General features: G+C 65.1%; 13 protein-coding genes. 9 read left to right on the top strand and 4 right to left on the bottom strand.

Annotated elements, in window-relative coordinates; translation table 11 throughout:
• Both ABFE16_20110 and msrB read left to right on the top strand, forming a co-directional pair.
• Positions 1-2,730, top strand: a 2,730-nt coding sequence (locus tag ABFE16_20110) for a CehA/McbA family metallohydrolase (GenBank protein ID MEN6347605.1), incomplete at its 5' end; no start/stop codon positions are given.
• 45 nt (positions 2,731-2,775) lie between these two features.
• Positions 2,776-3,180 carry a peptide-methionine (R)-S-oxide reductase MsrB gene (gene msrB, locus ABFE16_20105; protein ID MEN6347604.1) on the top strand — a complete coding sequence of 135 codons (405 nt, stop codon included), beginning with the start codon at positions 2,776-2,778 and terminating at the stop codon, positions 3,178-3,180.
• A gap of 94 nt (positions 3,181-3,274) precedes the next feature.
• Here msrB and ABFE16_20100 read toward each other — a convergent pair whose 3' ends face one another.
• Complete coding sequence (locus tag ABFE16_20100) at positions 3,275-6,784, bottom strand: DUF4838 domain-containing protein (GenBank protein ID MEN6347603.1); 3,510 nt, start codon at positions 6,782-6,784, stop codon at positions 3,275-3,277.
• Positions 6,785-7,075: 291 nt separating this feature from the next.
• Between ABFE16_20100 and ABFE16_20095 the strand changes: the two genes are divergently transcribed.
• A complete protein-coding gene (locus tag ABFE16_20095; protein ID MEN6347602.1) occupies positions 7,076-9,718 on the top strand; it encodes a heparinase II/III family protein in 2,643 nt (880 codons plus the stop codon).
• A gap of 125 nt (positions 9,719-9,843) precedes the next feature.
• Here the strand turns inward: ABFE16_20095 and ABFE16_20090 are convergent, their stop codons facing one another.
• On the bottom strand, positions 9,844-11,322 hold the full coding sequence (locus ABFE16_20090) for a sulfatase-like hydrolase/transferase (GenBank protein MEN6347601.1): 1,479 nt from the start codon (positions 11,320-11,322) through the stop codon (positions 9,844-9,846).
• 156 nt (positions 11,323-11,478) lie between these two features.
• Between ABFE16_20090 and ABFE16_20085 the strand changes: the two genes are divergently transcribed.
• On the top strand, positions 11,479-14,196 hold the full coding sequence (locus ABFE16_20085) for an NPCBM/NEW2 domain-containing protein (protein MEN6347600.1): 2,718 nt from the start codon (positions 11,479-11,481) through the stop codon (positions 14,194-14,196).
• Between the two features lie 94 nt (positions 14,197-14,290).
• Here the strand turns inward: ABFE16_20085 and ABFE16_20080 are convergent, their stop codons facing one another.
• Positions 14,291-16,099: an acetylxylan esterase gene (locus tag ABFE16_20080; GenBank protein MEN6347599.1), complete on the bottom strand. Its 1,809-nt coding sequence runs from the start codon at positions 16,097-16,099 to the stop codon at positions 14,291-14,293.
• A 283-nt stretch (positions 16,100-16,382) separates the two neighbouring features.
• Here ABFE16_20080 and ABFE16_20075 point away from each other — a divergent pair, with 283 nt between their 5' ends.
• Positions 16,383-18,464, top strand: a complete 2,082-nt coding sequence (locus ABFE16_20075; protein MEN6347598.1) for a glycosyl hydrolase — start codon at positions 16,383-16,385, stop codon at positions 18,462-18,464.
• 138 nt (positions 18,465-18,602) lie between these two features.
• Here ABFE16_20075 and ABFE16_20070 read toward each other — a convergent pair whose 3' ends face one another.
• Positions 18,603-18,968 (bottom strand): hypothetical protein, encoded by a 366-nt coding sequence (locus tag ABFE16_20070; GenBank protein ID MEN6347597.1) that lies wholly within the window; start codon positions 18,966-18,968, stop codon positions 18,603-18,605.
• A 282-nt stretch (positions 18,969-19,250) separates the two neighbouring features.
• Between ABFE16_20070 and ABFE16_20065 the strand changes: the two genes are divergently transcribed.
• The 4 genes from ABFE16_20065 to ABFE16_20050 form a co-directional block, all read left to right on the top strand.
• The gene (locus ABFE16_20065) at positions 19,251-20,369 is read left to right on the top strand and encodes a carboxypeptidase-like regulatory domain-containing protein (GenBank protein MEN6347596.1); all 1,119 of its coding nucleotides are present in this window, start codon (positions 19,251-19,253) and stop codon (positions 20,367-20,369) included.
• A gap of 312 nt (positions 20,370-20,681) precedes the next feature.
• Positions 20,682-22,421: a glycosyltransferase family 39 protein gene (locus tag ABFE16_20060; GenBank protein ID MEN6347595.1), complete on the top strand. Its 1,740-nt coding sequence runs from the start codon at positions 20,682-20,684 to the stop codon at positions 22,419-22,421.
• A 78-nt stretch (positions 22,422-22,499) separates the two neighbouring features.
• Positions 22,500-23,084: a hypothetical protein gene (locus ABFE16_20055; protein ID MEN6347594.1), complete on the top strand. Its 585-nt coding sequence runs from the start codon at positions 22,500-22,502 to the stop codon at positions 23,082-23,084.
• A gap of 48 nt (positions 23,085-23,132) precedes the next feature.
• Positions 23,133-23,742: exosortase/archaeosortase family protein (locus tag ABFE16_20050; GenBank protein ID MEN6347593.1), on the top strand; the 610-nt coding region annotated here is incomplete at its 3' end.

The following is a 23,742-nucleotide window of genomic DNA, read 5'->3' as shown; positions in this document are numbered from 1 at the left end:
GCACCTGGCCTGTCCCCGCAGGCGGCCCTGGTCATCACCTATGGCGACAAGTCCGGCGGCGGCCCCGGCGGTCAGATTCGGGGCGCTGAGGGTGAGGGGCTGCCGGTCAGGATGTCCTCGGATTCCGACGGTGACAGCACCTTTGCACCGCTGGCCGAGTACCCTCGTCTGACTCTGGTTGGTGGCGTTGCGTCACGGCTGACCGTCAATGCCCCAAGTCAGGCCGTTGTGGGACGCCCCGTGCGCGTCATTGTGGAGGCCAGCGACGCTCGGAACCAACTGGCGAGCCAGAATCTTCCGCCGGTGAGACTGACGGGGCCGGGTCTGGCGGCACCGGTCCTCGCCCGTTTCGCCGAGGGGCAACGAGGGGCGCTTCCCGTTGAAGTGGTGTTCAGCAAGCCGGGTATCCAGCGGGTCTCGGTGCAGCCGCTGCTGTCCGAGGGCTCCGCGGAGCCGACTACACTCAAGGAGCTTGTCTCGGGCAAGGTGACTCCGAGCGAGGCCGACCCTGGTTTCCGACCGGAGCTTGTGAGGGTGCAGATTGATGCGGTCGCGGTGCGTCCCGGCAGCTCAATTCGTCTCCTCAGCACCTGGCGTAGTACCGGTGAGGCAGCGGCGAATCGCAACTACCGCATGTCCTGCCATCTGGAGCGGCGACCTGCGGCCGGCAAGGCCGTCGTGAACTGGGATCACGAGCCTGCCGTCGCGACGAAGGCCTGGACGCCCGGTACGGAGATCACCGACGAGCACACCTGCGGGTTCCCTGCCGAGGTGCCTGCAGGCGAGTACATGCTGACGCTGGGGCTGTACGTGGCGCCGCAGCCGGGGCAGTTCGAGGTTGCAGCGAGCTATGAGGTCTGCATGATCCGAGTCGGGCCGGAGGAGCCCTTCCTCCGCACCTTCCCGGCAGGCGAGTCCAACCCGGTCGAGGTGCTGGCCGAGGAGCCGCCGTACCGGCTGCTGTGGGGCGACCTGCACTGCCACACCGAGCACTCCGCCGATGGGTCGGGAACGGTGACGGGCCTGTATGAGTACGCGCGGGATGTCTCGGGTCTCGAGTTCTGCGCCTGTGCCGACCACGCCGGTCCCAACTTCCCGCCGAAGGAATGGGCGCAGATTCAGCAAGCCGCCAAGACCTACAATGAGCCCGGCAGATTCGTCTCGATCCTGGGCTACGAACTGTCGAACATGGAGCACGGCGACAAGAACGTCTACTACCTGCGAGACGACGAGCCGATCCGGGCACCCCGAAGCGGTGAAGCGGAGGACCTGTACAAGATGCTGGAGGGCGTGAACTGCATCGTCATCCCTCACCATCCGGCCTATCCGATCGGTCTGCGGGGGACGGACTGGACGCGCATCGACCCGACGCTGATCCCTGTGGTGGAGATGTGCTCACAGCATGGCGCGGGGGAGGTTTTGGGCGGTCCTCGGCCCTATGGCGGCAACAAGCCGATGGGGCCCTCGCTGCCGGGCGGGTTCGCTCAGGATGCGCTAGATCGAGGTCTGCGTCTGGGGTTCATGTGCTCCAGTGACGACCACTCCGGCCATGCGGGCAAGGCGGGCTTCCTCGCAGCGGTGTATGCCAAGACCTTCGACCGCGAGGGCTTTTTCGAGGCGCTCCGGGCGCGACGCTGCTACGGAACCACCGGCGCCCACATCGTGATGGACTTCACCGCCAACGATCAGCCGATGGGTAGCCTCCTCGACACAGCGGAGCCACCGCGGCTATCGATTGAGGTGCATGGGACGGCGAAGCTGGAGGCAGTCGAAGTGGTGCGGGACGGGAAGGTGTGCCGCAGCGAGACCCCGACCGGACGCGACTGCGAGTTCAGCTTCGTCCCTGCGGCGCTGGACCGTCCGGAGAGCTACTTCTATGTGCGGGCGCGCCAGACCGATGGGCAACTGGCATGGTCGTCGCCGGTGTTCGTGCACAACACCGGCCCTCTCCCCCACCTGGAGGTCAGCAAGGTGATGCCCGGCACGCCGGGGCCTGTGGCCGGAACCCGCAGCACGATACAGGCCACAGTGACCAACACGGGACAGGTGCGCTCCGAAGCCGCCACCGCGGAGGTGCTGCTTGATGGTCCGGCGGCGAGGGTTACTGTCCGCGAGAAGCCGCCGCTGCCCTCGGGGATCGGTGGGCTGCTGGCGCGACCAGGCCTGCAGGTCTGGCGCTGGAAGGTGGACGACGAGACGGTGAACGTGTTTGTGCGCTGGGGCGGCGGAGAGGATGCCCGCGACTGCGAGGGCGAAGTGCGAGTGCTGGACGCCCGCGCCTACTACATGACCGGGTTTCATCTGGAGAGCGACGACCTCGTCGAGGATCTGGGCAACGGGCGCATCCACTGGAAGACCTTCGCAGAGGCCGGAACCGGCGACGGCCTGAACCTGTGGGTGAAGATCGACCCGCGCAAGCCGACACGCCTCCAGCTCACCGCAACTAGAGGCGGCCAGGCACGGCCGGAGGAGATCGTGACCGGTGATGGCAAGGCGACGAAGCTCCCGGTCGAGATCAGCCTCGTGGACTACGATCCGAACCGCTGGATCGGCGAGATGTTGGTGCCTGCGCTGGCCCCCGGTGCATCGCAGACCATCACGGTTCCCTGGACGCCGACAGCTCCTAGACAGGGGACGCTGATCTGCCGGGTCATGAGCGCGGAGGGCAAACAGGAGGCCTCCGGGAGCACGCCGGTGCAAGTCGCTGTGGGACCATCTGCGAACCCATGAAGGCTGGGTGACCTAACACAGGTCGCCGAAGGAGGGACGACCCCGATGGGCTTCGAGGTCAGCAAGAGCGACGAGGAATGGCGCCGGCTTCTCACGCCCGAGCAGTACCGCATCACCCGGGAGAAGGGAACCGAGCGGCCCTTCAGCGGCCGGTACTGGAGCACCAGCAAGCCGGGACTGTACCGGTGCGTCGCCTGCGGGAACGCGCTGTTTTGGTCGGACACCAAGTTCGACGCCGGGTGTGGCTGGCCGAGCTTCTGGGAGCCTGCTGCGGACAGCGCCCTTGTCAGGCAGCCGGATCACAGTCACGGGATGGTGCGGACCGAGGTGCTCTGCGGTCGCTGTGGAGCGCACCTGGGTCATGTCTTCGACGACGGGCCACCACCCACGGGGCTGCGCTTCTGCATCAACTCCGGGGCGATCATACTGGACGAGAAGGCGACGCGGTAGCGAACGAGCGAGGGTACAAGTCACCAGTTAGGAAAGCGGGGCGCCCAAGGAAGGGCGCCCCGCTGTGGTTGCGTGGGCTGACGGTCTGGTGGCCTTACTTGTTGAGGCGCTGGAACTCGTACTCGTGCTCCAGGGTCTGGGACTGCCCGGCGTTGAGGTTGACGGACGGCGCGAAGAGCTCGAGGTTCACCCGTGACTGCGCACCGTTCCAGTTGAGCAGCGCCTGAGACACCTGCGCGGGCTTGACGCGGTCGGTAATGACCATGCCGCGGTCGAGGTCCAGGATGCGCCAGGTTCCGGCGGGAACGTCGGTCGCACGGAACCACAGTTCCTTCTCAGCCTTCGGGTCCTCGGGATTGGCCAGGTCGTAGTCCTGCATGGTCCCGTTGGCCACGGCGACCTGCACTTTGGTCTTGGCGGTAGTTCCCACGGCGAACTCCGGATGGCAGCGCAGAGCGGCCTTCCGCGTGGTGCTCGTGGTGTTGGTGACGGTCGAGGCGATCTTGAGCGTGGCCGAGCCCGGCACCAACTCGAGGCGACGGGTGATCTGCAGTCCGTTGGAGAGGGTTGCCTGCAGCGTGAGGCTGTTCGCGCTCTGGGCGATCACCTTGTATGGCTCACTCCAGCCTGGAGTGCGGTAGTCGCCCTCGCTGAACTCCTCGTAGCCGCCGGTGGTGGGGTCGTAGGCGTTCGGCGAACCCGCCAGGTAGATCATGTCCTGGTTCCCCGGCAGGGAGCGAACACGCCAGAGGCGGCCGCCCAGCCCCGGGATCACAGAGACCTCCAGCAGGTCGTTGCGGAGGGTCTTGATCTCGTAGTTGGCCGCGCGCTTCGGAAGTGTTGCGAGCCAGCCGTCAACGTCGTTGGCGGTGCCACCCTCACGAACCCGCGTCACACCCTCCGCGCGGGCGATCTCCTCGAACTGCTTGGCCAGACCGGTGACATCGGTTCCGCCCTGCTGCACGAGCCGGTCGCCACTCTGGGCAAAGGCCCCGGCACTCGCAAGGGTGATCTCGGTGTAGATGATCGGCAGACGCGCCACCTGGACGCGGTGCAGGAGAGTCGGGTCGTCCTTCACCGCTGCCTCGGCCTTGTCAAACAGCACGCGGCACTGGCCGATGAGCTCAGGGGTGAGGAACTGCTTGGGGTGAGTGTAGATGCGCACGTGCAGGTTCGGGTCCTTCTGGACGTGCTCATGGACCAGGTTGATGTACTGGCGGATATATCGACCGGCGGGACCCCAGAAGCCGTCGCAGAACTCATCGATAGCCTTGTCGGTGTCGTAGGAGGGATCCCAGAGCGTCTTGGCCATCAGGTAGCTGCGCAGCTCCTGCATCTCGGAGCCCTTGGTGTAGTAGCAGGCTTCCTCGTAGATGCCCTTGACGCCGTTGTTGATGAAGAAGTTGATGTTGGGCTTGATGACATACAGGTTCGGGAAGGGGCAGATCGAGTGGGCGTAGTTGATCACGTAGTCCCAGATGTGCAGGCGGTTGCACTTCTGATTCCAGCCCCGGATGTCGTCGACGAAGGAGGCGTTGAAGGGATCGCTCTCCAGCGGGTGGATGAAGCAGCACTCGATGCTGCACAGCCGGATGATCACATTGGGACGCGGCCGGGTGATCTTCGGCGGCTTGCGGGTGTACTGGTAGGCCAGGGTGTCAATGGCGATGTTGGGGTAGTCGTCCTTGATGTTGTCGGCAATGGCGTTGACGAAGCGGACCAGGGAACCGCTCTCGCTGCCCTCTTCCTCAGCGACCTTGCGGCAGTTCGGGCACTCGCAGTAGTTGTGCCAGTCGTTTTGCGAGACCGAGATGATCGAGGCGTCGGGCGATTCGGCGATCCAGCGCCGGACGGTCTGAGTGGCGATGCGCAGAACGTCGGGGTTGGTCAGGCAGAGCTGCGTGCGGTCCGGCGGGATCCGCTTGCCCTTGATCTCCGAGTAGTACTCGGGGTGCTCGGCGTAGTAGATCTCGGGCGGGACCAGATACTTGAAGGTGTGGACGAAGCCGCGATAGCGGATGTTGCCACCGCGCTCGAAGCCGGTGTTGTGTGACTGCCCGTTGTACTTGTTCCGGACCGCCCAGTCAGCGTCTCGTGAACTGGGGTAGTCGGTGCCTCGGTACTCCAGCGCCGGGATGAAGCGTTTGTCGATTCCGGAGAGGGCGAAGGTGCCGGAGGTCGGCCACTTCGAGCAGCCCGGCGCGAACCAGCGGCAGTTCAGGTAGTCCTCAAGGAAGGTGTAGACCGCGTACAGCACGCCCCGCTGATTCCCGGCAAGGATCAGGGCCGGTCCGACGGTCTTGAGGTGGATGCCTTCGAGACCAAGGCTCGGCAGGTCGACGCTCGGGGCCAACTGCCTGGTCAGCTTGCAGTTCCCCACGAGGAGGGGCGTCCTGTCCCCGAGGCTGTGCTCGTACCACACGGGAAGGACCGCACCTGTGATGAGCTCGAGGTGGCGTCGCAGGTCCATGGCCGCCTGGTACTCCTGAGCGGTCGCCCGGTCGGGGATGACGATGGCATGGGTGCTCGGGGCAAGCGGCTTGCCACCGATGGACACGACGCACCTGCCGAGGGCATCGAGGGTCTTCTGAGCGTCCGCATAGCTCTTGTCCAGGCTGGCCATGGCAGTGGCCACCTCCCGCGCAGCAGCCGAATTGGCCGGCACGATGTTCGCGAGCTTCCTGACCGCCTCGCGCCCCTCACCGATGGCGTCGACGGCCTCATGGCTCGTCAGGAGAGCATCAGCAGTGGGGCTATTCGCCTCGGCGATCATCCGGTAGCAGCGAATCACTTCCGAGTCCTGCGGGCTGAGCCGCACCGCATCGGTGGCGATGTCGAGACGCTGAGCCGGAGTGTAGCCGACGGTGACCTCGTCAAAGCGCTTCTTGCCGTCGTTGTAGACCAGAGCAGCGGAGGCCACCATCGTGACGACGTAGGGACGACGCTGGGTGAGGTCGGGAGTCTTTTGTGCGAGGAGACAAGCGAGATCGGCGCGGGTAAGGCGCTCCGGCGCCGACTTCAGCAGGCGATCGACCTCGGCCAGGTTGCCCTGGGCTACGTACCAGCGAGCCAGGGTCTCGATGGTGTCAGGACCGGGGTTCTTCTCGGCAGCCAGCTCGGCCATGGCCTGAGCAGGTTCGGCGATCCTCTCGACCACGATGTCGTCCACCCAGGCTTCGCAGTTCTCTGCGTCGATGTAGGCCAGAGGATGCAGGTTCATCGTCGGATGCGGTGAGATGAAGGTCATGCTCACCTGCGTCCAGTCCTTGAGGGTCCTGATCGTGTTGCTGTTTGAGAACCGCCACACGTAGTTGTTCCACTGGTAGCAGTAGGGGGCGAAGAAGGCGCCCTTGCCGATGTTGCCCTTCACCCATTCGGTGACTCGGTACTTGGCGAAGGGTTCGACAGTCAGGGCACCGCCGACGCAAGCCCAGTGGTTCTTGGCTTCCACTTTCAGATAGAGCGACTTCTGGCCCGTGCGGGCCACGCTCGAGTTTCCACTGCTTTCGAAGCTCGGGTCGGGGTAGAGGTTGGCCTGGGCCATACCACAGGTCAGCAGGAGCGTCAACACGACCAGCAGGAGCCACGGGCAAGTACGCTGCACAACGATTCCCCTTTCATACTGGTACTATCGGAGGTCTGTCCTTGGTTGGCGGGAACAGCAGTCTACCTCAACGGATAGGTGCCGACCTTGCGCAACTCGTCCAGGGCGGCTGAAGGGTTCTCCGCCCGCGTGCGCACACCACAGAGAACCTTCCACTGTTCTCTGGCGTCAGGCCTTTCGCCCCATGAGACAGACAGTCCTTCCCCTTCCGAGGAGGGAAGGCCCTTGTGGTTTTCGGGGCGAAGAGACACATGACGTCCAGACAGTCTATCCCTGGAAGGAAGATGCCTGATGTTGCTCTTCATGGCCTGCCTCGCGCTGACCTGGACCTCTCTGGGTCTTGCAGAGGAGGCAAAGCCGGTGGTCCTGACCGGAGCCGAGGATGCTGCCGTCGCCTGGCGCTCGAAGCTCACGGGTCACAAACTGATTGAGACCGAGCGGGAGGGCAAGCAGGTCAAGGCCGTGCAGATGACCTATGACCTCACCAAACCGCCCGGCTACGATTGGGTGCGTGCAGTCGTGCAGAAGGGCATCGACGTGCGCCCCTACCGCTATCTCAGTTTCTGGATTAAGGGGGACGGGTCAGGAGCAATCCTGATGCCGATCCTGATTCGCAACGTGCCCCAGGAGGGCTCCAACCAGTTCGGCGAGCAGTCCACGAGTGCGCCCTACCGGTCGATCGCCCTCAACTTCACCGGCTGGCGCCAGCTCTATACGCCGCTGGCAGACTTCGAGAACCTCCCGATGCTCGCCGCGGGGGTGGAGCAGTTCAACCTCTCGCTCACGCCGGCCGAAGGCAAGCCGAACAAGGGCGTCTTCCTGATTGGCGACATACGGCTGACGACCGAGCCCGAAGGAGAGGCAATCGTGGAAGCACCCGATGCACCGGGTCGCGTGAAGGCGGTCGGCGACGAGGCCGACTTCTTCTCGCTGATGGACCTGCAGCGCCCCGAGTTGGCTGAGGTGCGCAAGGCCGTCGAGGCCAAGGACTGGAAAGCCGCCAAGCAGGCCTGGGCGAACCACCTGAGCAATCGAACTTCGCCGCGCTGGCTGTGGTCACACCGCGACAAGCAGCGGATCTGCGAGGTGTACGACAAGCAGTATGGCGGCTTCGCCCGGTACAAGGGTTCTGCCGACCAGGTGCTGGCCCGCGACTTCAACTGGCTGGGAGTGCGCAAGAAGCTTGAGAAGGACGTGGAGTGGCTGCAGGGGCCGGTGGAGTGGACCCATGTGCTGAGCCGCTTCGAGTACTGGAGGAACCTCGGATACGCCTACTGGGGGACCGGCGACAAGGCCTACCCCGAGGACTTCGCCTACATGCTCGAGAACTGGGTGGCGAAGAACCCGGTTCCGGCGCGGGTTACGAACTCACGTGGCACCCGGGGCAGTGTGTGGCGGACGCTGGAGGCCGGGATTCGCGGCGACAACTGGTTCGACTTCATGGAGCTGTTCATGGACGCCCCGGCCTTCGATGCCGAGGCCAAGTACCAGATGACGAAGTCGCTCGTGGAGCACGGACGATACCTGTACTCAGCCGAGACGCGCTTCAACTACGGGAACTGGCAGGTCGTCGAGTGCACGGGGCTGGCGGAGATCGGGATCATGCTGCCGGAGTTCAAGGAGTCGGCCGGCTGGCGCGATCGGGCCTTCAAGTACTTGGTCGAGCACATGAACCAGGACGTGTACCCGGACGGCGCGCATCATGAGGTTACGCCCGGCTACCACGGCTGGGTAATGGAGCAGTTCCTGCGCGTAGCCACGGTGGCCAAGAACAACGGCTACGAGATTCCGGGGCTGATGGACCGTCACGAGAAAATGTACGAGTTCCTGATGGATATCAGCATGGGCCACGGCTGGTTCCCGCCTCTGGGTGACGCCGGAACGGGTGGCAGCTGCGCCGGGTCCATGGCTACCGGTGCGCTGCTGTACAATCGCCCAGACATGCGCTACCTGGGCCTCAAGGACCCCGATGCGAGGTGGATCTGGCTCTTCGGTCTGGACGCGGCCGAGCGGTACGCCAACATGAAGTCGGCGCCGCCAAGCTTTACTTCGTCGATGATGCCGTCAGCCAAGTACTGCGTGATGCGGACCGGCTGGGAGGCGAAGGATCGGGCGCTGTTCTTCGACTGCGCCCCCTGGGGGGGCGGGCACAGCCACCAGGACCGCCTACAGGTGCTGTGCTATGCCGGACGCAGCCTGCTGATCGACTCGGGCATGTACAGCTACGACCAGCCGCTCTCGGGCAGCTACCTGCGCAAGAGTGTGGCGCACAATGTCCTGATGATCGACGGCGCAGAGCAGCCGCAGTCCGACCCGGAGGTGCTCTCCTGGGAGCTGACGCGTGAGGCCGAGTTCGCTGCCGGGCGAATCACCGGTGGTGGCCTGACGCACCAGCGCAGCGTGTTGTGGGTAAAGCCGGACTACTGGGTCGTCGTGGACAACGTCTTCGGCACCGGCCAGCATGAACTGACCCGCCTGTTCCACTTCCCGCTGGTCGAGGTGAAGACCGAGGGCAAGGCCGTTCGGAGCGCCTTCCCGACCGACATGAACATCCAGGTGCTCGCTGCGGACGACGCGGCCCTTGAGATGCGGAAGGGCTGGTATCCGACCGGCGGCGCCACCGCAGAGCCGTCTCCGGTGGCTGCCTACATCAACCACGCCACTCTCCCGGCGACGCTGTGCGCTGTGCTGTCGCCCTTCAGTGACGCGAAGCAACTGCCGAAGGTCGAAACGGTCGCAGGCACCAATCCGCTGGCCTCGCAGATCCGCGTGACCTTCGCCGACGGCCAGGTGGACGAGATCGCCATCGCCTCGGCGCCGGCTGACCTGCAGATCGGCGCAAACCGAGCCCACGCTCGGGCGCTCATGGTTCGCAAGGGCCCGCAGGCGAACTCGGTGGCCGTGATCGACGGCGACCTGCTGCGGGAGAACTAACCGACGGCACTACAGGAGACGCAGACACTCGACGCGACGTCTCCGGAGAAGAAGAAAAGCAGAAGGGGCTTCCCGCCGTGTTCAGGTGGGAAGCCCCTTTCCTTTGCCCAGGGCGCAGCGTCGGGTTACTGCGGCGGACGGTAGGGACTGGAAGCCGGGTCGTACCAGGCAAAGAGCCGGTCGCGCAACTCGGAGACGACAGAGGCGTAGGAGGAGTCGCCGGCCAGGTTGCGCGTCTCACCGGGGTCGGCCTCGTGGTCGTAGAGCTCATCCAGCGTGCCCTGGTTGTGGAGGTACTTGTGCCGCCGGGTCCGCACCATGTAGGAGCAGAGGGCACTCCGCAGATTGTACTCGCTGAAGACCGCCTCAGGACCCGGAAGGGTTGGGTTGAGAGTGAGGGGCGCGAAGCTGGTGGCCTCAAGCTGGTCTGGCGCACCCTCAAAGGGGACTTGTGCTGTCCGTGTGGGCGGCTCCAGGCCGACCAATTCCGCCAACGTGGGATACAGCCCGAAGTACTCTGTGAGGGCATCGCACACTGCGCCCTGAGGGAGGCGACCGGGTTGACTGAGGATCAACGGCACCTGCACCGAAGGCTCAAAGAGGCAGAACTTCTGGAACAGGCCGTGGTCGCCGTTCATCTCGCCGTGATCGGAGGTGTAGACCACGAGGGTGTTCTCGACGAGGCCCAGCTCCTCCAGCGCGTCGTACACTTGCCCAAGGCACTTGTCCACGAAGGCCAGGTTGGCAAGGTACCCGGCGCGATGGGCTTTGCGCAGTAGCGGGTCGAGGGACTGCATGTGGCGGATGCGGTTCTGGAGGTGAGGCGGGTAGCTGCTGAGGTCGCCGACCGGCGGGAGCTCTATCGACTCGACGGGGTACCTGGCCGCCCACTCACGAGGCGCATAGAGCGGCGTATGCGGCTTCATGAAGCTGGCTACGCACAGGAAGGGCTGGTCACGGTGGCGACGCAGGAAATCGACCGTCTCGCGAGCCAGGAAGGCATCGAGGTGGTCCTCGGCCTCCAGCTCCGAGGCCATGCTGCGGAAGTCGTGGCGAGCAACCTTGCCGACCCAGGGACTCTGACCGCGCCATAGCCCGGAGACGTCCGGCAGCCCGGCTCCGTCATCGTCGACCGTGTCGAAGAAGTTGGGGCTGAGAGGATGGTTGGCGATCTCGTTCGCGTAATGCTGGGCCTTGGGCCCCAGGTACATCAGCCAGTCGTTGATCGACAGGTAGTACTCGAACCCGTGCTTGTGGGCGTCGTTGAAGTGCATCTTGCCCAGCAGCGCCGTCAAGTACCCGTGGTCGGCGAAGTGGTGCGCCATCGTTCGGAAGCGCCAGTCCAGGCGGTCGACGTTGTTGATGGCGCCATGGGTATGGACGTAGAGCCCGGTGAGCAGCGACATGCGGGAAGCTACGCAGACGGGATAGGGACAGTAGGCATGGGTGAACCTGACACCCCGGGCTGCGATCCGGTCGATGGAGGGAGTGGGCACCAGATCGCTCCCGGCGCAGGTCATCAGATCGGCCCGGTGCTGGTCGGTCATCAGGATCAGCACGTTGGGTCGGTTGGGCTGCGGTGAGCGGGCTGGTCCCTGGGCCATCGTCCGACGCCTCCGAGAGAGCAAAGAGAGATAGAGGAAGGTCGTGCTGACCGGCGAAAAGTGCCGCTGGAAGAGTGGCGCAAGATCGAGACGCCATGGCGCCCAGACCTTCAGAGTATACCATTCCCGAAATGGCGCATGTTGGAGGAGATCAGCATGGTGAGCCTGCGGCAGTCGGCGGCGGGTCGGACCTTCGGGTACTACGTCCTCGCATGTCTCATCGCAACCTGCCTTGTTGCGACGGCAGGGCAGGCACAGACGGAGGCGACAGGAGTGCTTCCCTTAGCGAATCTGAGTGTCGAGGGCGGAGCGAGACCGCCCGTGCAGGCGACTGCCGACGGATTCCTCGTCCCGGCCACGGGAAAGGTAACGGCCGACGTCCTGGCTGCACCGGATGCCTTCCTGTGTCGGCTGACCCCCGGTGCGAATCCGGACGTGGTGCAGCTTAGCATCGGCCGTGTGAGCAGCTCGCGGTGCGACTCGCTGTTCAGTCCCGAGCGGGACGAGGCCCTCACCTTTGAGGGCAAGGAACTGGCGCTGACAGACACCGGCAAGGGCTTCCGGGTGTCGGCGCAGGGGCCTCTCACCGTGCGGGTCGTCAAGGATTACATAAAGAGCAAGCCGGGCATGAAGTGGTACCGCCCGCTCGACAAGAGCACCTTCAAGCGGGCTCCGGCAGGCTGGTGCTCCTGGTACATCTACTGGCAGGGCATCACCGAAGACGAGATGATCAAGAACACCGACTGGCTCGCGAAGAACCTGAAGCAGTTCGGGTGCGAGTACGTCCAGATTGACGACGGCTGGCAGGGAGTCGGTCACGGCAGCGGTGAGAACCGCGACTGGTACGTGACCGAGAAGACCAAGTTCCCGCACGGGATGAAGTGGCTTGCGAGTGAGATCCGGGCGCGAGGGTTCCGCCCGGGCATCTGGCTGATCCCCTTCGCCGATAGTGACGAGCAGCGGTTCCGCGCGAACCCCGAACGCTACATCCGCAGGGCCGACGGTACCAGCATTACCGAGACGCCGGACCCGAAGACGGGCAACGTAGCCATCGAGTGGACGGGACGCTATATCGTCGACCCGACCGGGCCCGCGGGGCAGAAGTGGTTCCATGACCTGTTCACGATGCTCTGTGATGACTGGGGGTACGACTACGTCAAGATCGACGGGCAGGGCGGCTCACGGAGCGCTCCTGATCGTGGCCGTGCGCAGTTGGTGAACCCCAAGATGGAGCCCGACCAAGCGTACCGCGCTGGCCTCGACGCCATCAAGTCGGTGATGGGCCCCGACCGATTCCTGCTCAACTGCGGCGGGCAGTACGACAGTTGCGGGTACTGCGAGGGCATCCGCATCGGCGGAGACGTCGGCCCGAACTGGTCGGGAATGCAGCCGGCTATCAGCTCCACCATGTCGCAACTGTACAGGAACCACATCGCTTTCTGGACCGATCCGGACGTGGTCTGCGTGCGTCCGCGAGGCAACGCGGGGAGCTCGCTGAGCTTCGATCAGGCCCAGGTGTGGGCGACCTTACTGGGAATCACCGGGCAGCTTCTGATGGCCAGTGACCGCATGTACGACCTGCCGGAGCAGAACGTGGAGCTATACCGGCGGATCTTCCCGGTGGCGGATATCCGGCCGATGGAGCTGTATCCGCTGAAGGGTCGGCCACGGGTCTTTGACCTGCGGATCAGCAAGCCCGGAGTCGGGGACTGGGACGTGGTCGCCCTGTTCAACTGGAACGAGACCTCCACTGCGCAGATCAGCTTTGGGCCGTCGGATCTGGGGCTGCCTGCGGGGAGTTACCTGGCCTATGACGTGTGGAACAAGCGGCTGGTCGGCCCCTTCGATAGGGCGCTGACGATGTCACTGCCGCCCTCTTCGTGCAAGGTCATCTCCGTGCGGCCCTTCGCCGACCACCCGCAACTGGTGGGGACCTCGCGGCATCTGACCCAGGGCGCCGATGACCTGCTCGCGGCGCAGTGGGACCCGGCGGTGCTGACCTGGTCGGGTCGCAGTACGGTGGTCGGTGGAGACCCCTACGAAGTGCGCTTCAGCCTTCCCCCGGGATGGACGGCACAGGGAGAGGGAGTGCGCACGGAGGGATCGGTAGCCGTGCTGACGCTGAACCGCGATCAGAACCAGGAAGCAGCCTGGTCGGCCAAGTTCGCCCGGACGAACCTCGCAGCGGCAGCGCCGACGGTCCGCACTGCAAAGGTCGAGGGCACCGGTCGGCAGGCACACCTGACCTGGCAGGGCGAGAACGCCTTTGCGTATGTGGTCTACCGCAACGGCGAGGCGCTCGGACGGACTGCGGAGCAGCAACTTACGGACATCGTGCCGGGCAAGGGCCAGACCTACCGCTATGAGATCGCTGCGGTGGGCTGGACCGGTGAGTCGGCTCGGGTGTCGGCTGGGGAGTTCATGGCTCAACCCTCACCGCGAGGGACGGCCCAGGATGCCAGACTGCAGGACCTCAAGCCCCAGAGCAGCACGCAGGACTGGGGTCGGCTCACCATGGGCAAGAGCGCTGAGAGCAACCCGATCAGCATCGCGGGGAAGGTCTACGAGCACGGCCTCGGCACCCACGCAAACAGTGAGATCCGCTACCGGCTCGACAACCGCTACCAACGTTTCGAGGCGCTGGTGGGCGTTGACGACGAGAAGAACGGCGCCGGGACAGTGGTCTTCCAGGTCTTCGCGGACGGTGCCAAGGTGTGGGACAGTGGGCTGATGCGGGGCAAGCAGGCGGCGAAGCAGGTAAGCGTGCCGCTGGAGGGCGTGGATGAACTGGTTCTCGTGGCCACGGACGGCGGCGATGGGATCGACTGCGACCACGCGGACTGGGCGCAGGGCCAGTTCATCGGCAACAAGTAGCGCACCGACCAACTGATAGAACGCAGAGGCCCGGGCTGTCTGTCACCCGCCTTAGGGGAGACGACGCCCGGGCCGCTTTGGTTGGCGGTGGTCGTCAGGGCTTCGGCGGCGCAAGCTCTTCGTGCTCAGTGCTCACGACACAGCCACGGTCGTCGAAGAGGTTCAGGTAGTAGGTGGTCGTGCCTTCGGGAAGCGAGGCGGTGACCTTGTCGCCTTCCACTCTGGCCGGCACGGACTCCCACCGGCGGTCCGGCCACTTGCCGGAGTCCTTCGTGTAGTTCAGCTCTGCTCTGCCGAGCGGGTGCTTGCTGTCGAAGGTGGCCCAGACCTGATCGCCGTCGCGTCCCTGGCCGGTGACTCGCGGCAGCGGGTCGACGCCCTTCAGGAGGCTGTCGGCGAAGACGCGGATCTCCTCGGGCGTCTCGCCGGACTCCTGACCATGAGGCATTCGCAGGCGTACGCACAGTGTGCGCGAACCACGGCCTGTACGGTAGGACTTCTGGAGTGCCGGGAACCAGTAGGCGAAGTCGTTGCTGCCGGTCACCCACAGCATAGGCACCGTGCTGTCCTTGAGGTACACCGACGGGTCCCACCACCGCATCCAGCGATCGGCACGATCGGCGCCGAGACCACGGAGGCGGTCTCCGAAGGTCGTCTCCAGGTAGTAGCCGCAGCCATACACCGGGGCCGCGAAGCGGAACCGGGTGTCGACGCCGGAGACGAGGCTGGTGAGGTAGCCGCCCCAGGAGATCCCCGTGACGCCGATGCGGTCGGCATCGACCTCCGGCAGCGAGCGCAGCAGCGAATTGGCGAGCAGCACGTCCGCGATGGCATGGAAGGTCCACTGGTCCTCGCGGGGCCAGTCGATCTGGTCGAAGCCTCCCCAGCCTGCCGGACCGCCCTTGTCATGGCGGGGGCGGTTGCTGTGGGTGCCTCCGGCGACGCAGCCGCAGGTATCCATGGCGATCGCGGCGTAGCCCCGGTCCATCCAGCGCTTCACCCATCCTTCGAAGGCGGTGCCGCCGCCACCGTGGACGAGAACCATGCCCGGCACCTTCTGTCCGGGTTCGGTCTTGGGGATGCCGAGCCAGGCGAAGACCCGTGTCGGCTTGCCCTCGAAGGGCATGCCTTCGTAGAAGATGCCCTTGAGGTTGCCGGGCTCGGGGAGCTGCGGCGTGAATCCCTCGGCCGGGTAGACTTGCGGGGCCCTGGAGAAGCGCTGGAGGTCCCACATGGGTCCCACGGGCTCGGCGGGAGGCTCCGGTGGCTTGACGTTGGAAGCTTGAGTTACCTCTTCATCTGTGGCTCTTGCCATCTGGAAGGTCACCTGTTTGGTCTGTCCGGGGTCGAGGTCGAGCTCCCACACCTGCCGGGTCTCGATCCAGCCCCAGAGCTTGGTGCTGCCGCTGATCTGCAGACGCGTGCCGTCACGGAACCAGGTCGATTCGGCCCACTGGTTCGAGACCGGAGGCTTGGTGAAGCGGCCCTTGCTGTCACGAACAGCCGTCACGGCCGGGTCCAGAACGAGGATGTACAGGAGGCGCCTGGCGCTGAGGTTGGTCAGCGTCCAGGTCATGGCTTCCCGGCCGAGATCACATCGAAGGCGGGCGACGTCACTCTGAGCAAGGAGGGACTCCGGAGCGACCTGCTGCAACTCGGGGAGCTTGAGAACCTTGTCCTGGAAGAAGTACCCGGCTGCGGCCATCTTCGGTGGCCCGACGAGGTACTCGACGCCCAGCACCTTGAGGCTGCGCCAGTTCCCCTCCGGGGTGACCTGAACCTCGTAGACGGGCGTCGAGGCATGCCAGCCGGTGGCGTCCTGGGTCCAGGGAACACCCTCGGTCTGTGCGTAGGTGCAACTGGTGACCAGGGCCAGGAAGAGCGCCCAGACTGCGTGCTTCATTCGACAACGACCTCCAGAAGGGTTCGGAACGTGAACGGGAGAAGCGCGCTGCTGTCGGAGTTTGTTCCTCCTGTGGACGAGATGCCCCTTCCCCACCTGATCAGGGAGGAGCAAGAGTTCCGGTGCCAGGCCTCGGTTCTGAGCGGAGGAAGGACAGGGCGACGGTGCCGGGGAAGTCCGTCCAGGATAGCAGCACTTCGCGTGCGGGTGCCTCGGCTCTGGACGCCGGAGAGGTCGGACCGGCAGCAAGAGGCGCCCGGCACGAAATGAGGGGTGACGAAGTATGCGTGTTCTGGCCGTCCTGGCGTTAGTGGCGAGTCTGACGGGATGCGCGAGCGCCCAGTCGAACTGTCGTCTCTACCTGGCCGCGCAGTACAGTTGGGGAGACAAGGTCGGATTCTACCTGGACCTTGAGGGCAGCACGCTTGAGAAGCTGCCGGTGATCCTGGGCGTCGCCGACGGCAGCACCTGGCGTTTCTCGTCGCATGTGCCGGGCTTCGTGCCGGACCGCGATTACCAGGTTCGCGCAGTGCTCGGGCCTAAGAGCTCGCAGGTCTACCTGGAGGGGAAACAGGTAGCCGAGGTCGCCGGTGCCTGGAAGATCGCGAAGGGGCCGCTTGAGATGAACGATCGCCCCTCCTTTGCCCTAGCGCCGGGTGACTGGCTGGGATGCGTGAACAAGGTCACGGCGACGATCCAGCGTGACGGTGGTGAGGTTCTGCGCAAGGAGTTCTCCTTCGGTGGTGCACCGGACCGGGCCCTGGGGCTCATGTTTCTTGAGCCCGGTAGGCCGCAACGGTCGGAGCTGACGATCAGCGAGGGCGACACTCTCATCATCGACGTGAGCCTGCGCTTTGCCCTCAAGGACGTCCGACGCTGGGCACCCTACCTCGACAAGTATGGCCAATGCAGATATGCGGACTTCGCCGAGAAGGTCACCAGCGACGATCAGCTTCAGGCCGACATCGCCGCCGAGGACGCCGAGCTTGCGAAGATGCCGCCGTCGCCGGACTTCGACCAGTATGGCGGGTACCTGAAGGCCGGCTGGACGGACAAGGGAACCGGGTACTTCCGGGTCCTCCAGCGCGAGGGGAAGTGGTGGCTGATCAGTCCGGAGGGCAACCCGTGCTTCTTCACGGGCGTCTCTGCCGCACCTGCACAGGGCTGGGAGACGACGCCGGTGACGGATCGGGAGTTTCTGTATGAATGGCTGCCTCCGCACGAGGCGCCCTGGTCGGCGGCTTGGACCAAGGACAACTGGGGCACGCAGGACGGCACTGAGTATGCCTGCCTGTACACCTGCAACCTGATTCGCAAGTACGGGCCGGAAGGCTGGTCGGAGAAGGCCACGGAACGCGCGGTCCGGCGGCTGAAGGCCTGGGGCTTCGGTGGCGGCAAGTGGAGCAGCCCGGCTGGAGTGGTGAGCACGCCGGTGCTCGGCCGCTGGGGCACCCCGAGGCTTGTGAAGCACCCGGATGTCTTTGACCCGGCGGTCTGCCAGGCGCTGCGGCAGGACCTGCAACGCCAGATGACCCCACGGTTGAGGGACCCGCTGGTCCTGGGCTGGTCTCTGGGCAATGAGTATGACGAGATCATCAACGCCGACGAGATCACGGCCGTGATGGGCAAGGCGGCCACAACCCCTGCCAAGCGGGCCCTGATCGACTACGTCGTCGCGCAGACCTACGGTGACGATGTGGCCAAGGCAGCAGCGGCCTGGAAGGTCACGGCAAGCGATCGAGAGGGGCTCTATGCGGCGACACCCACGCTTCCGGCAGCAGACCTGGAGCAGATGCGCTGCCTGTACGAGGACCGCTACTACCAGACCGTCTACGAGACCGTGAAGGGCATCGATCCGAACCACCTGTACCTGGGGTTCTGGATCGTTCCGGGGTGGTGGCAGAACGAGGAGGACTGGCGGATCGCGGCCCGGCACTGCGATGTCATCGGCTACGACCGCTACAACCGGGAGTATGCGGATGAGCGCCTGACGCGGCTCCAGAAGGAGACGGGCAAGCCAACCCTGTGCGGCGAGTTCTCCATGCCGCCCTGGTATGACGGGACACGGGGCTTCGGCCGGTACGGCGCCAACAGCAGCAGTGAGCAGGAAGCCGGGGAGCTCTATGTGCGGTGGATGCAGGCGGCCTCGCAGGACCCCTACTGCGTCGGCATGATCTGGTTCATGTTCCGTGATCAGCCACTCACGGGACGCGGGCCCGGGCGAGGTGACCAACTGGTCTACGGCGAGCACTACGCCTTCGGGGTGATCACCGAGGCGGACCGGGTGAAATGGCCGCTCGTGCGCCAGATGCGAGAGGCGAACCTGCAGGCCACGAACTGGCGGGCGAAGGGCGAGGTGAAGTAGGGCCTGAGACGGTCCGACGGGCTGGCCGAGGCACGAAGCTGCGGCCGTCAGACAGACGAAGAGCGGGACCCAGGGTAACCTCTACCCCACGGGTCCCGCTCACTGATTCCGTGATAACGATTGCGGTGCCAAGGGCCCTCAGAGGCGCTGGCTCTGCTCCTCATCAGGACGACGTTCCGCGGCCTGGCTCGGAGGTGTGATGGGGATTGATGTCCGGCTCTGGGCGGCACGGAGATTGTCCATAGCCTCTATCTTGTCCAGCCGGTTCTCGACCCGCCCGAGGCGGTCCAGGATGGTCTGCAGGTGTGCCTCCGTGGTAGCGTCGGAGCCCAGACCCAGTATCCGACGGTCTTCCTCCGCCTGGCGCTCGTCCCGCTCGGCTTCGAGAGCCATGATCTTGCGCCGGTGCCACAGCCAGACGCTCAGGCCGATCACACCTCCGACGACGACGACCGGGATGACGATGACCAGGGCGACCATGACGACGGCACTGCTCACATCCATGGGGGGGCCTCCGCAGTAGCTCTCAGACTCATGCCGACACGCCGGACGTCGTAGCGAGCCGCAGGTGTTGCATTCTGCCCTGGCGATGCAAAATCCTGCCGGCCCAGGCAGGGATTGCAGGAAGGCCCTGAGGGAAAGCGAATCTTGGGCGTAAGGCCCTTGGTGTTCAGGGCTTCGGAAGCGGGCCAGGATGCCCTCCAGGACCCGGGGTGCGGGTGCGTGCCCGCTCCCGAGAGGCCGGAAGGGTGCGCTCAATCCTATCCTCTTAGGCAGGGATCAGCCATGCGTAGAGCTGGTATGGTAGTGGCGGCGCTCCTGGTGATGATCGCCCTCATCACGGGATGCGGCGGCGGAAGCTCGATGACCACAAACAAGGTAGGGACTGCGGCGGGAAGCGTCAACCTCGCCGGCAGCGATCCAGCCAACCTCAAGCTGGCACTGGACGGCCTTGCCCTTGGGGTGGCGATCCAGTCCGACGGTTCCTTCCGCATTCCGAACATCCCGCCCGGGACGCACGTACTCGACGTACTTGGTCCTGACGGCATGCTCGGCGGGAGAGCTGAGTTCGACCTGAGCTCCGGTGAGACGGAGATCCTTCCGCCGATCGACCTCGAGCTTGGTGGTCAGATCGTTGGGATGGTCATGAAGCTCGAGAACGGGGTTCTCACCCCGCTGCCAAACGTCCAGGTGGTGGCCCGCTCCGACCTGATGTGGATCCTCGCCGACAAGGGCGGGACGACCGTGGGAGCCGTCGGTAGCTCGCAAGGCACCGCGCTCATCTACCCGCCGCCCGAGGGGGAGGAGTACACGGCCTACACCGGCGAGGACGGCAGCTACCAGATGAAGTCCGTCAGGGCGGGCTCGTACCTGGTGACCGTTGCGGTGCCGGGACTGGAGGCCGGAGAGCAGTTCGTCTGGGTGGAGCCGGGATGCACCGCCGTGGCCGACTTCCACCTTGAGCCCTCCATCCCTGAGGGGATCGCGACGATCCAGGGCACCGTTACGGGTGCGGACGAAAACGGCACTCAGGTACCTCTGGCCGGGGCGCTGGTCGAGGTCACCATGGACCGGCCCTGGCAGCCTGAGCCGCCGGATGACCCGATCATACTCCCCGACACGATCACCCTTCCGGGTGTGAAGGGCGCGCAGACGGGCACTGGCCCTTCGGTCATCTACCCACCTGACCTCTGGTGGCAGGTGTTTGCGACGCTGACGGACACGAACGGCCACTACACACTCAACGTCCCCTCCGGCAGGGGCACGGTGAGCGTGTCGAAGTGGGGCTATATGGGCGAAAGCCGGAGCCTGGCCCTGCAGCCTTCGCAGACGTACACGCTCGACTTCGCCCTCAGTCCGTGGGGTGAGATCGTGCCGGTGCCGGTCGGGACGAGAGGCCGCTAAGCCGGTGTGTTACTGGGCATTGAGGGGCCCGACGCCGACTGGACGTTCGGCGGCGGGTCTTGTTGTGGGTACCGGAGGGGAACTCCTGAGGGTCCGAGGGCGCTGTGTGTTCGTCAGGCACGGCCGAAGGGCGCCGCTGCTCGGCTGCAGGTTGGCTCAAGGTCCGGGCGGGCCGGATGCAAGGCCGGAGCCGATCCGGTGACGGCCGAGGTCGTCCGCGAGATCTTCGCGGCGTTGAGCGGAAGTCGCCGGATGTGTTAGAATGTGGTCGCAGGGGTTGGCGTGTCTCTACGCATACCGGGAGGGAGCTTGTTGCAGATCGACACCGTCCAATCTTGGCAGACCCGATCCAGACGCATCGGCATTGTCGGCATGGCCGCAGTGTTTGTCATTATCCTCACCCTCGTCTTCCACGCGGGGCAGTTCAAGGGCATCACGAATGTGAATGCCATGGACTACGGGCAAGTGGCCTGGAACCTGGCACAGGGCCGTGGGTACACCACCAACCTGATCCGCCCGCTTAGTCTTGCCCACAACACTCGCATCGATGGGCACCCGGAGCTGACCTACGCCCCACTGCATCCCTACATCGCGTCGCTGTTCATGCGCGTGATGGGCGATAAGGGGAAGGCCCTGGCGCTGTCCTGTGGCCTGGGGTTCCTGCTGTGCGTGCCGGTGGTGTTCTTCCTGGGCTGGCAACTATTCGACCTGCGCACCGGCATCCTGAGCTCGGCGCTGTTCGCGACCAGCCTTGTTTACCTGAGGTACTCGATCTCGGGGCTTGAGGTCACCTGGATGACGCTGTGGGTGAGCCTCCTGTTCCTGACCCTACACACCCTCTCTCGCAAGGCTCGTTGGCGGCCGCATCTGTCCGTCGCTGCGGGAGTACTGATGGCCTTGGTCTACCTGACACAGTACCTGTGGGCCATCATCCTGCCGCTGGTCCTAGTGTTCATCCTCCTGTCGACAGACCGCCGGACACGGGGCGCTACACTGGGCCTGTTTCTGGCAGCCTTCTTCGTGGTCATCCTCCCCTGGTGCGTGCGGAACGTGCGGGTTGCCGGTAACCCCTTCTTCACCTTCCACTGCGCCGAATCGGTGATGATGACCCGCAGTCACCCGGGCAACACCCTCTATCGCCAGTTCACCACCGATGTGCCAAGCTGGATCGGCTACGCCTTCACACGGCCGATGGAGGTCATCCAGAAGGTCCGCAGCGACGTGGAAACGCTCTACCCGGTGCTGCTGACGATTGGCGGGCTGTTTGTCACGCCCTTCTTCCTGGTGGGTTCGCTGGTCACCCTGGGGAGTGCGACCTTCGAGCGCCTGCGGTACTTGTGGCATTTCATGTACCTGGCTGTGTTCACGGTGGCGGCCTTCGTGCTACCCTCGGACCGCTTCCTGATACCGCTGGGTCCAGTGGCCGGAGTCATTGGCGTTGGGCTGTTCTTCCGCCTGATGGACACCAAGGTGGGTGACCTGGCCCCACGAGAGCACGCGCGGTACATGGGGATCGGCGTCGCGGCACTGGTGATTCTGCAGTGCTTGCCGCTGACCTTCACGCTCTTCCGCGGCGCCACACCCGAGGCGGAGCGGCTGGCACGGATTGAGGGAACGGTGCGGGAAGTGGCAGGCCTGACCAACGGGCCGATCATCACCGACGTCCCGTGGCTCGTCGCCTGGTTCGCCGATCGTCCCGCAATCTGGCTGCCCAAGACCGTGGCAGACCTCAAGAACCTGCAGGACAAGGTCGGCAAGGTGCGCTGGCTGCTGCTGACGCCACAGGTCGTGGACGAGAACTACGACTGGGCGGAGCGGACCCGTGCAGAGTGGGGACCGGCCTGGACGGAAGGCATCCGAGGCGATATCGACTTCCAGGGCTACCGGGTGTACAAACGCATTGCGGAGGGCGACTGGCTCCTCTTCGTCGCCAATCCCGCGGCTGCTCAGGATCTGCCGCCTGACGTCATGAAGCAGTACCAGCAGCAGGGGTCCGGTCAGGGAGCGGGCAGCTCGCAGGCACCCGCAATGCCCTCACGCAGTACGCCCTAGTTGGGCTCCGACCGCGGGCAAGTTCCAAGGACGCAGTTGATGAGTCTGGGCCGTGCCACGAGTAGGTGACGGGTCTCTATGTCGGGGCAAGCCAATCAGGGCCACGAGCAGGCTGCGCCCGACACCGAGTGCTATTGGTGCCGGGTGCCGCTAGACGCGGACGGTCGCTGCCCGGAGTGCGGGAGACGGCAGACGCGAGTGTGCTTCTGCGGGGAGGAGCTGTATCCCGACGAGGACGTCTGTCCGGCCTGTGGGTCTGACTGGCGTGGTGTGGTGAAGGTCAGGCGACGCAAGCGCCGACGCAGTGCCACCGTGGTCGAGATGCTGCGTTACGCGGGCGCCGGGATTCTCGTGGCGGTGCTGCTGGCGGCACTGACGAACTCGGCCATTGGCATGCTGGCCCTGCGCAGCGCTCCGGGGACACAGCTACCCGACTCACCGGGCGAGCGGCTGGGACTGGCGTGGGCGACGATCGCCAAGTCTGTCGGGGCGATGGTTGAGGCCTTTCTAACGCGCATGGGGGGCGCTTCCATCTTCGTGGGGTTCGGGCTGGCCGGAGCCCTGATCGGCGTGCTGTACTACCTCCGCTTCGGAGGCGGCCTGTCTTCGCACCATCGGCGCGAGTACTGGGAGGACGAGCCACACCGGCGCCGTCGCACATAACCGCAGATAACAGGCCTGAGCAAGCACGGCCGACCTTCCCGAGCGACTATGCAGGAAGACTCCACAACCCCGCAAGAACCCCTCGAGGCGCCCCAGTCTGCACCATCCTGGGGCCCGTATGTTGTCGGCGCAGCGCTGGTGTTGTGCTTCGCGCAGTATCTGGGCTGGATGCTCGACCGGTGGTGGAGGGACGAGTACTACGGTCACGGCCTCCTGATCCCGCTCATCTGCGGGTACATCGTTTACCGTCAACTGCCCGTGTACAAGTCGTTGCCTCGCGAGCGGCAGGCACCGGGGCTAGGGGTGATGGTGCTCGGTCTGGCGCTGCACCTCCTCGCTACCTGGAAGGACGTCAACTTCGCTTCCGGCTTTGCCTTCCTGATCACGCTCTACGGAGCGGTGATCTGGCTCTGGGGCTGGCCGGTAGCCCGCGCAGCGACCTTCCCGGTGGCCTTCATGGCCTTCGGGGTTCCACTGGGGCGTGTGCTGGTGGACATGTTCGCCCAGCCGATGCAGCTCTTCAGCGCCCAACTCGGCGGCGGCTTCTCCCAGGCGATCGGGGTACCCACGAAGGTTGAGGGCACGACGATTCGCCTGCCGGAGTACACCTTTGAGGTGGCTGTCGCCTGCAGCGGGTTAAAGACCATCATCTCGATGT

The organism is Armatimonadia bacterium (assembly GCA_039679385.1).
Classification (GTDB): Bacteria; Armatimonadota; Zipacnadia; order Zipacnadales; family JABUFB01; genus JAJFTQ01.
The sequence above is the reverse complement of the archived record's forward strand: the minus strand, read 5'-3'. Positions and strand labels throughout refer to the sequence as shown.

Excerpts from the sequence above, each read along its gene's own strand:
- msrB (MEN6347604.1), top strand. The coding sequence starts at position 2,776 with ATGGGCTTCGAGGTCAGCAAGAGCGACGAGGAATGGCGCCGGCTTCTC.
- ABFE16_20095 (MEN6347602.1), top strand. The coding sequence starts at position 7,076 with ATGTTGCTCTTCATGGCCTGCCTCGCGCTGACCTGGACCTCTCTGGGT.
- ABFE16_20090 (MEN6347601.1), bottom strand. The coding sequence starts at position 11,322 with ATGGCCCAGGGACCAGCCCGCTCACCGCAGCCCAACCGACCCAACGTG.
- ABFE16_20085 (MEN6347600.1), top strand. The coding sequence starts at position 11,479 with ATGGTGAGCCTGCGGCAGTCGGCGGCGGGTCGGACCTTCGGGTACTAC.
- ABFE16_20080 (MEN6347599.1), bottom strand. The coding sequence starts at position 16,099 with ATGAAGCACGCAGTCTGGGCGCTCTTCCTGGCCCTGGTCACCAGTTGC.
- ABFE16_20075 (MEN6347598.1), top strand. The coding sequence starts at position 16,383 with ATGCGTGTTCTGGCCGTCCTGGCGTTAGTGGCGAGTCTGACGGGATGC.
- ABFE16_20070 (MEN6347597.1), bottom strand. The coding sequence starts at position 18,968 with ATGGATGTGAGCAGTGCCGTCGTCATGGTCGCCCTGGTCATCGTCATC.
- ABFE16_20065 (MEN6347596.1), top strand. The coding sequence starts at position 19,251 with ATGCGTAGAGCTGGTATGGTAGTGGCGGCGCTCCTGGTGATGATCGCC.
- ABFE16_20055 (MEN6347594.1), top strand. The coding sequence starts at position 22,500 with ATGTCGGGGCAAGCCAATCAGGGCCACGAGCAGGCTGCGCCCGACACC.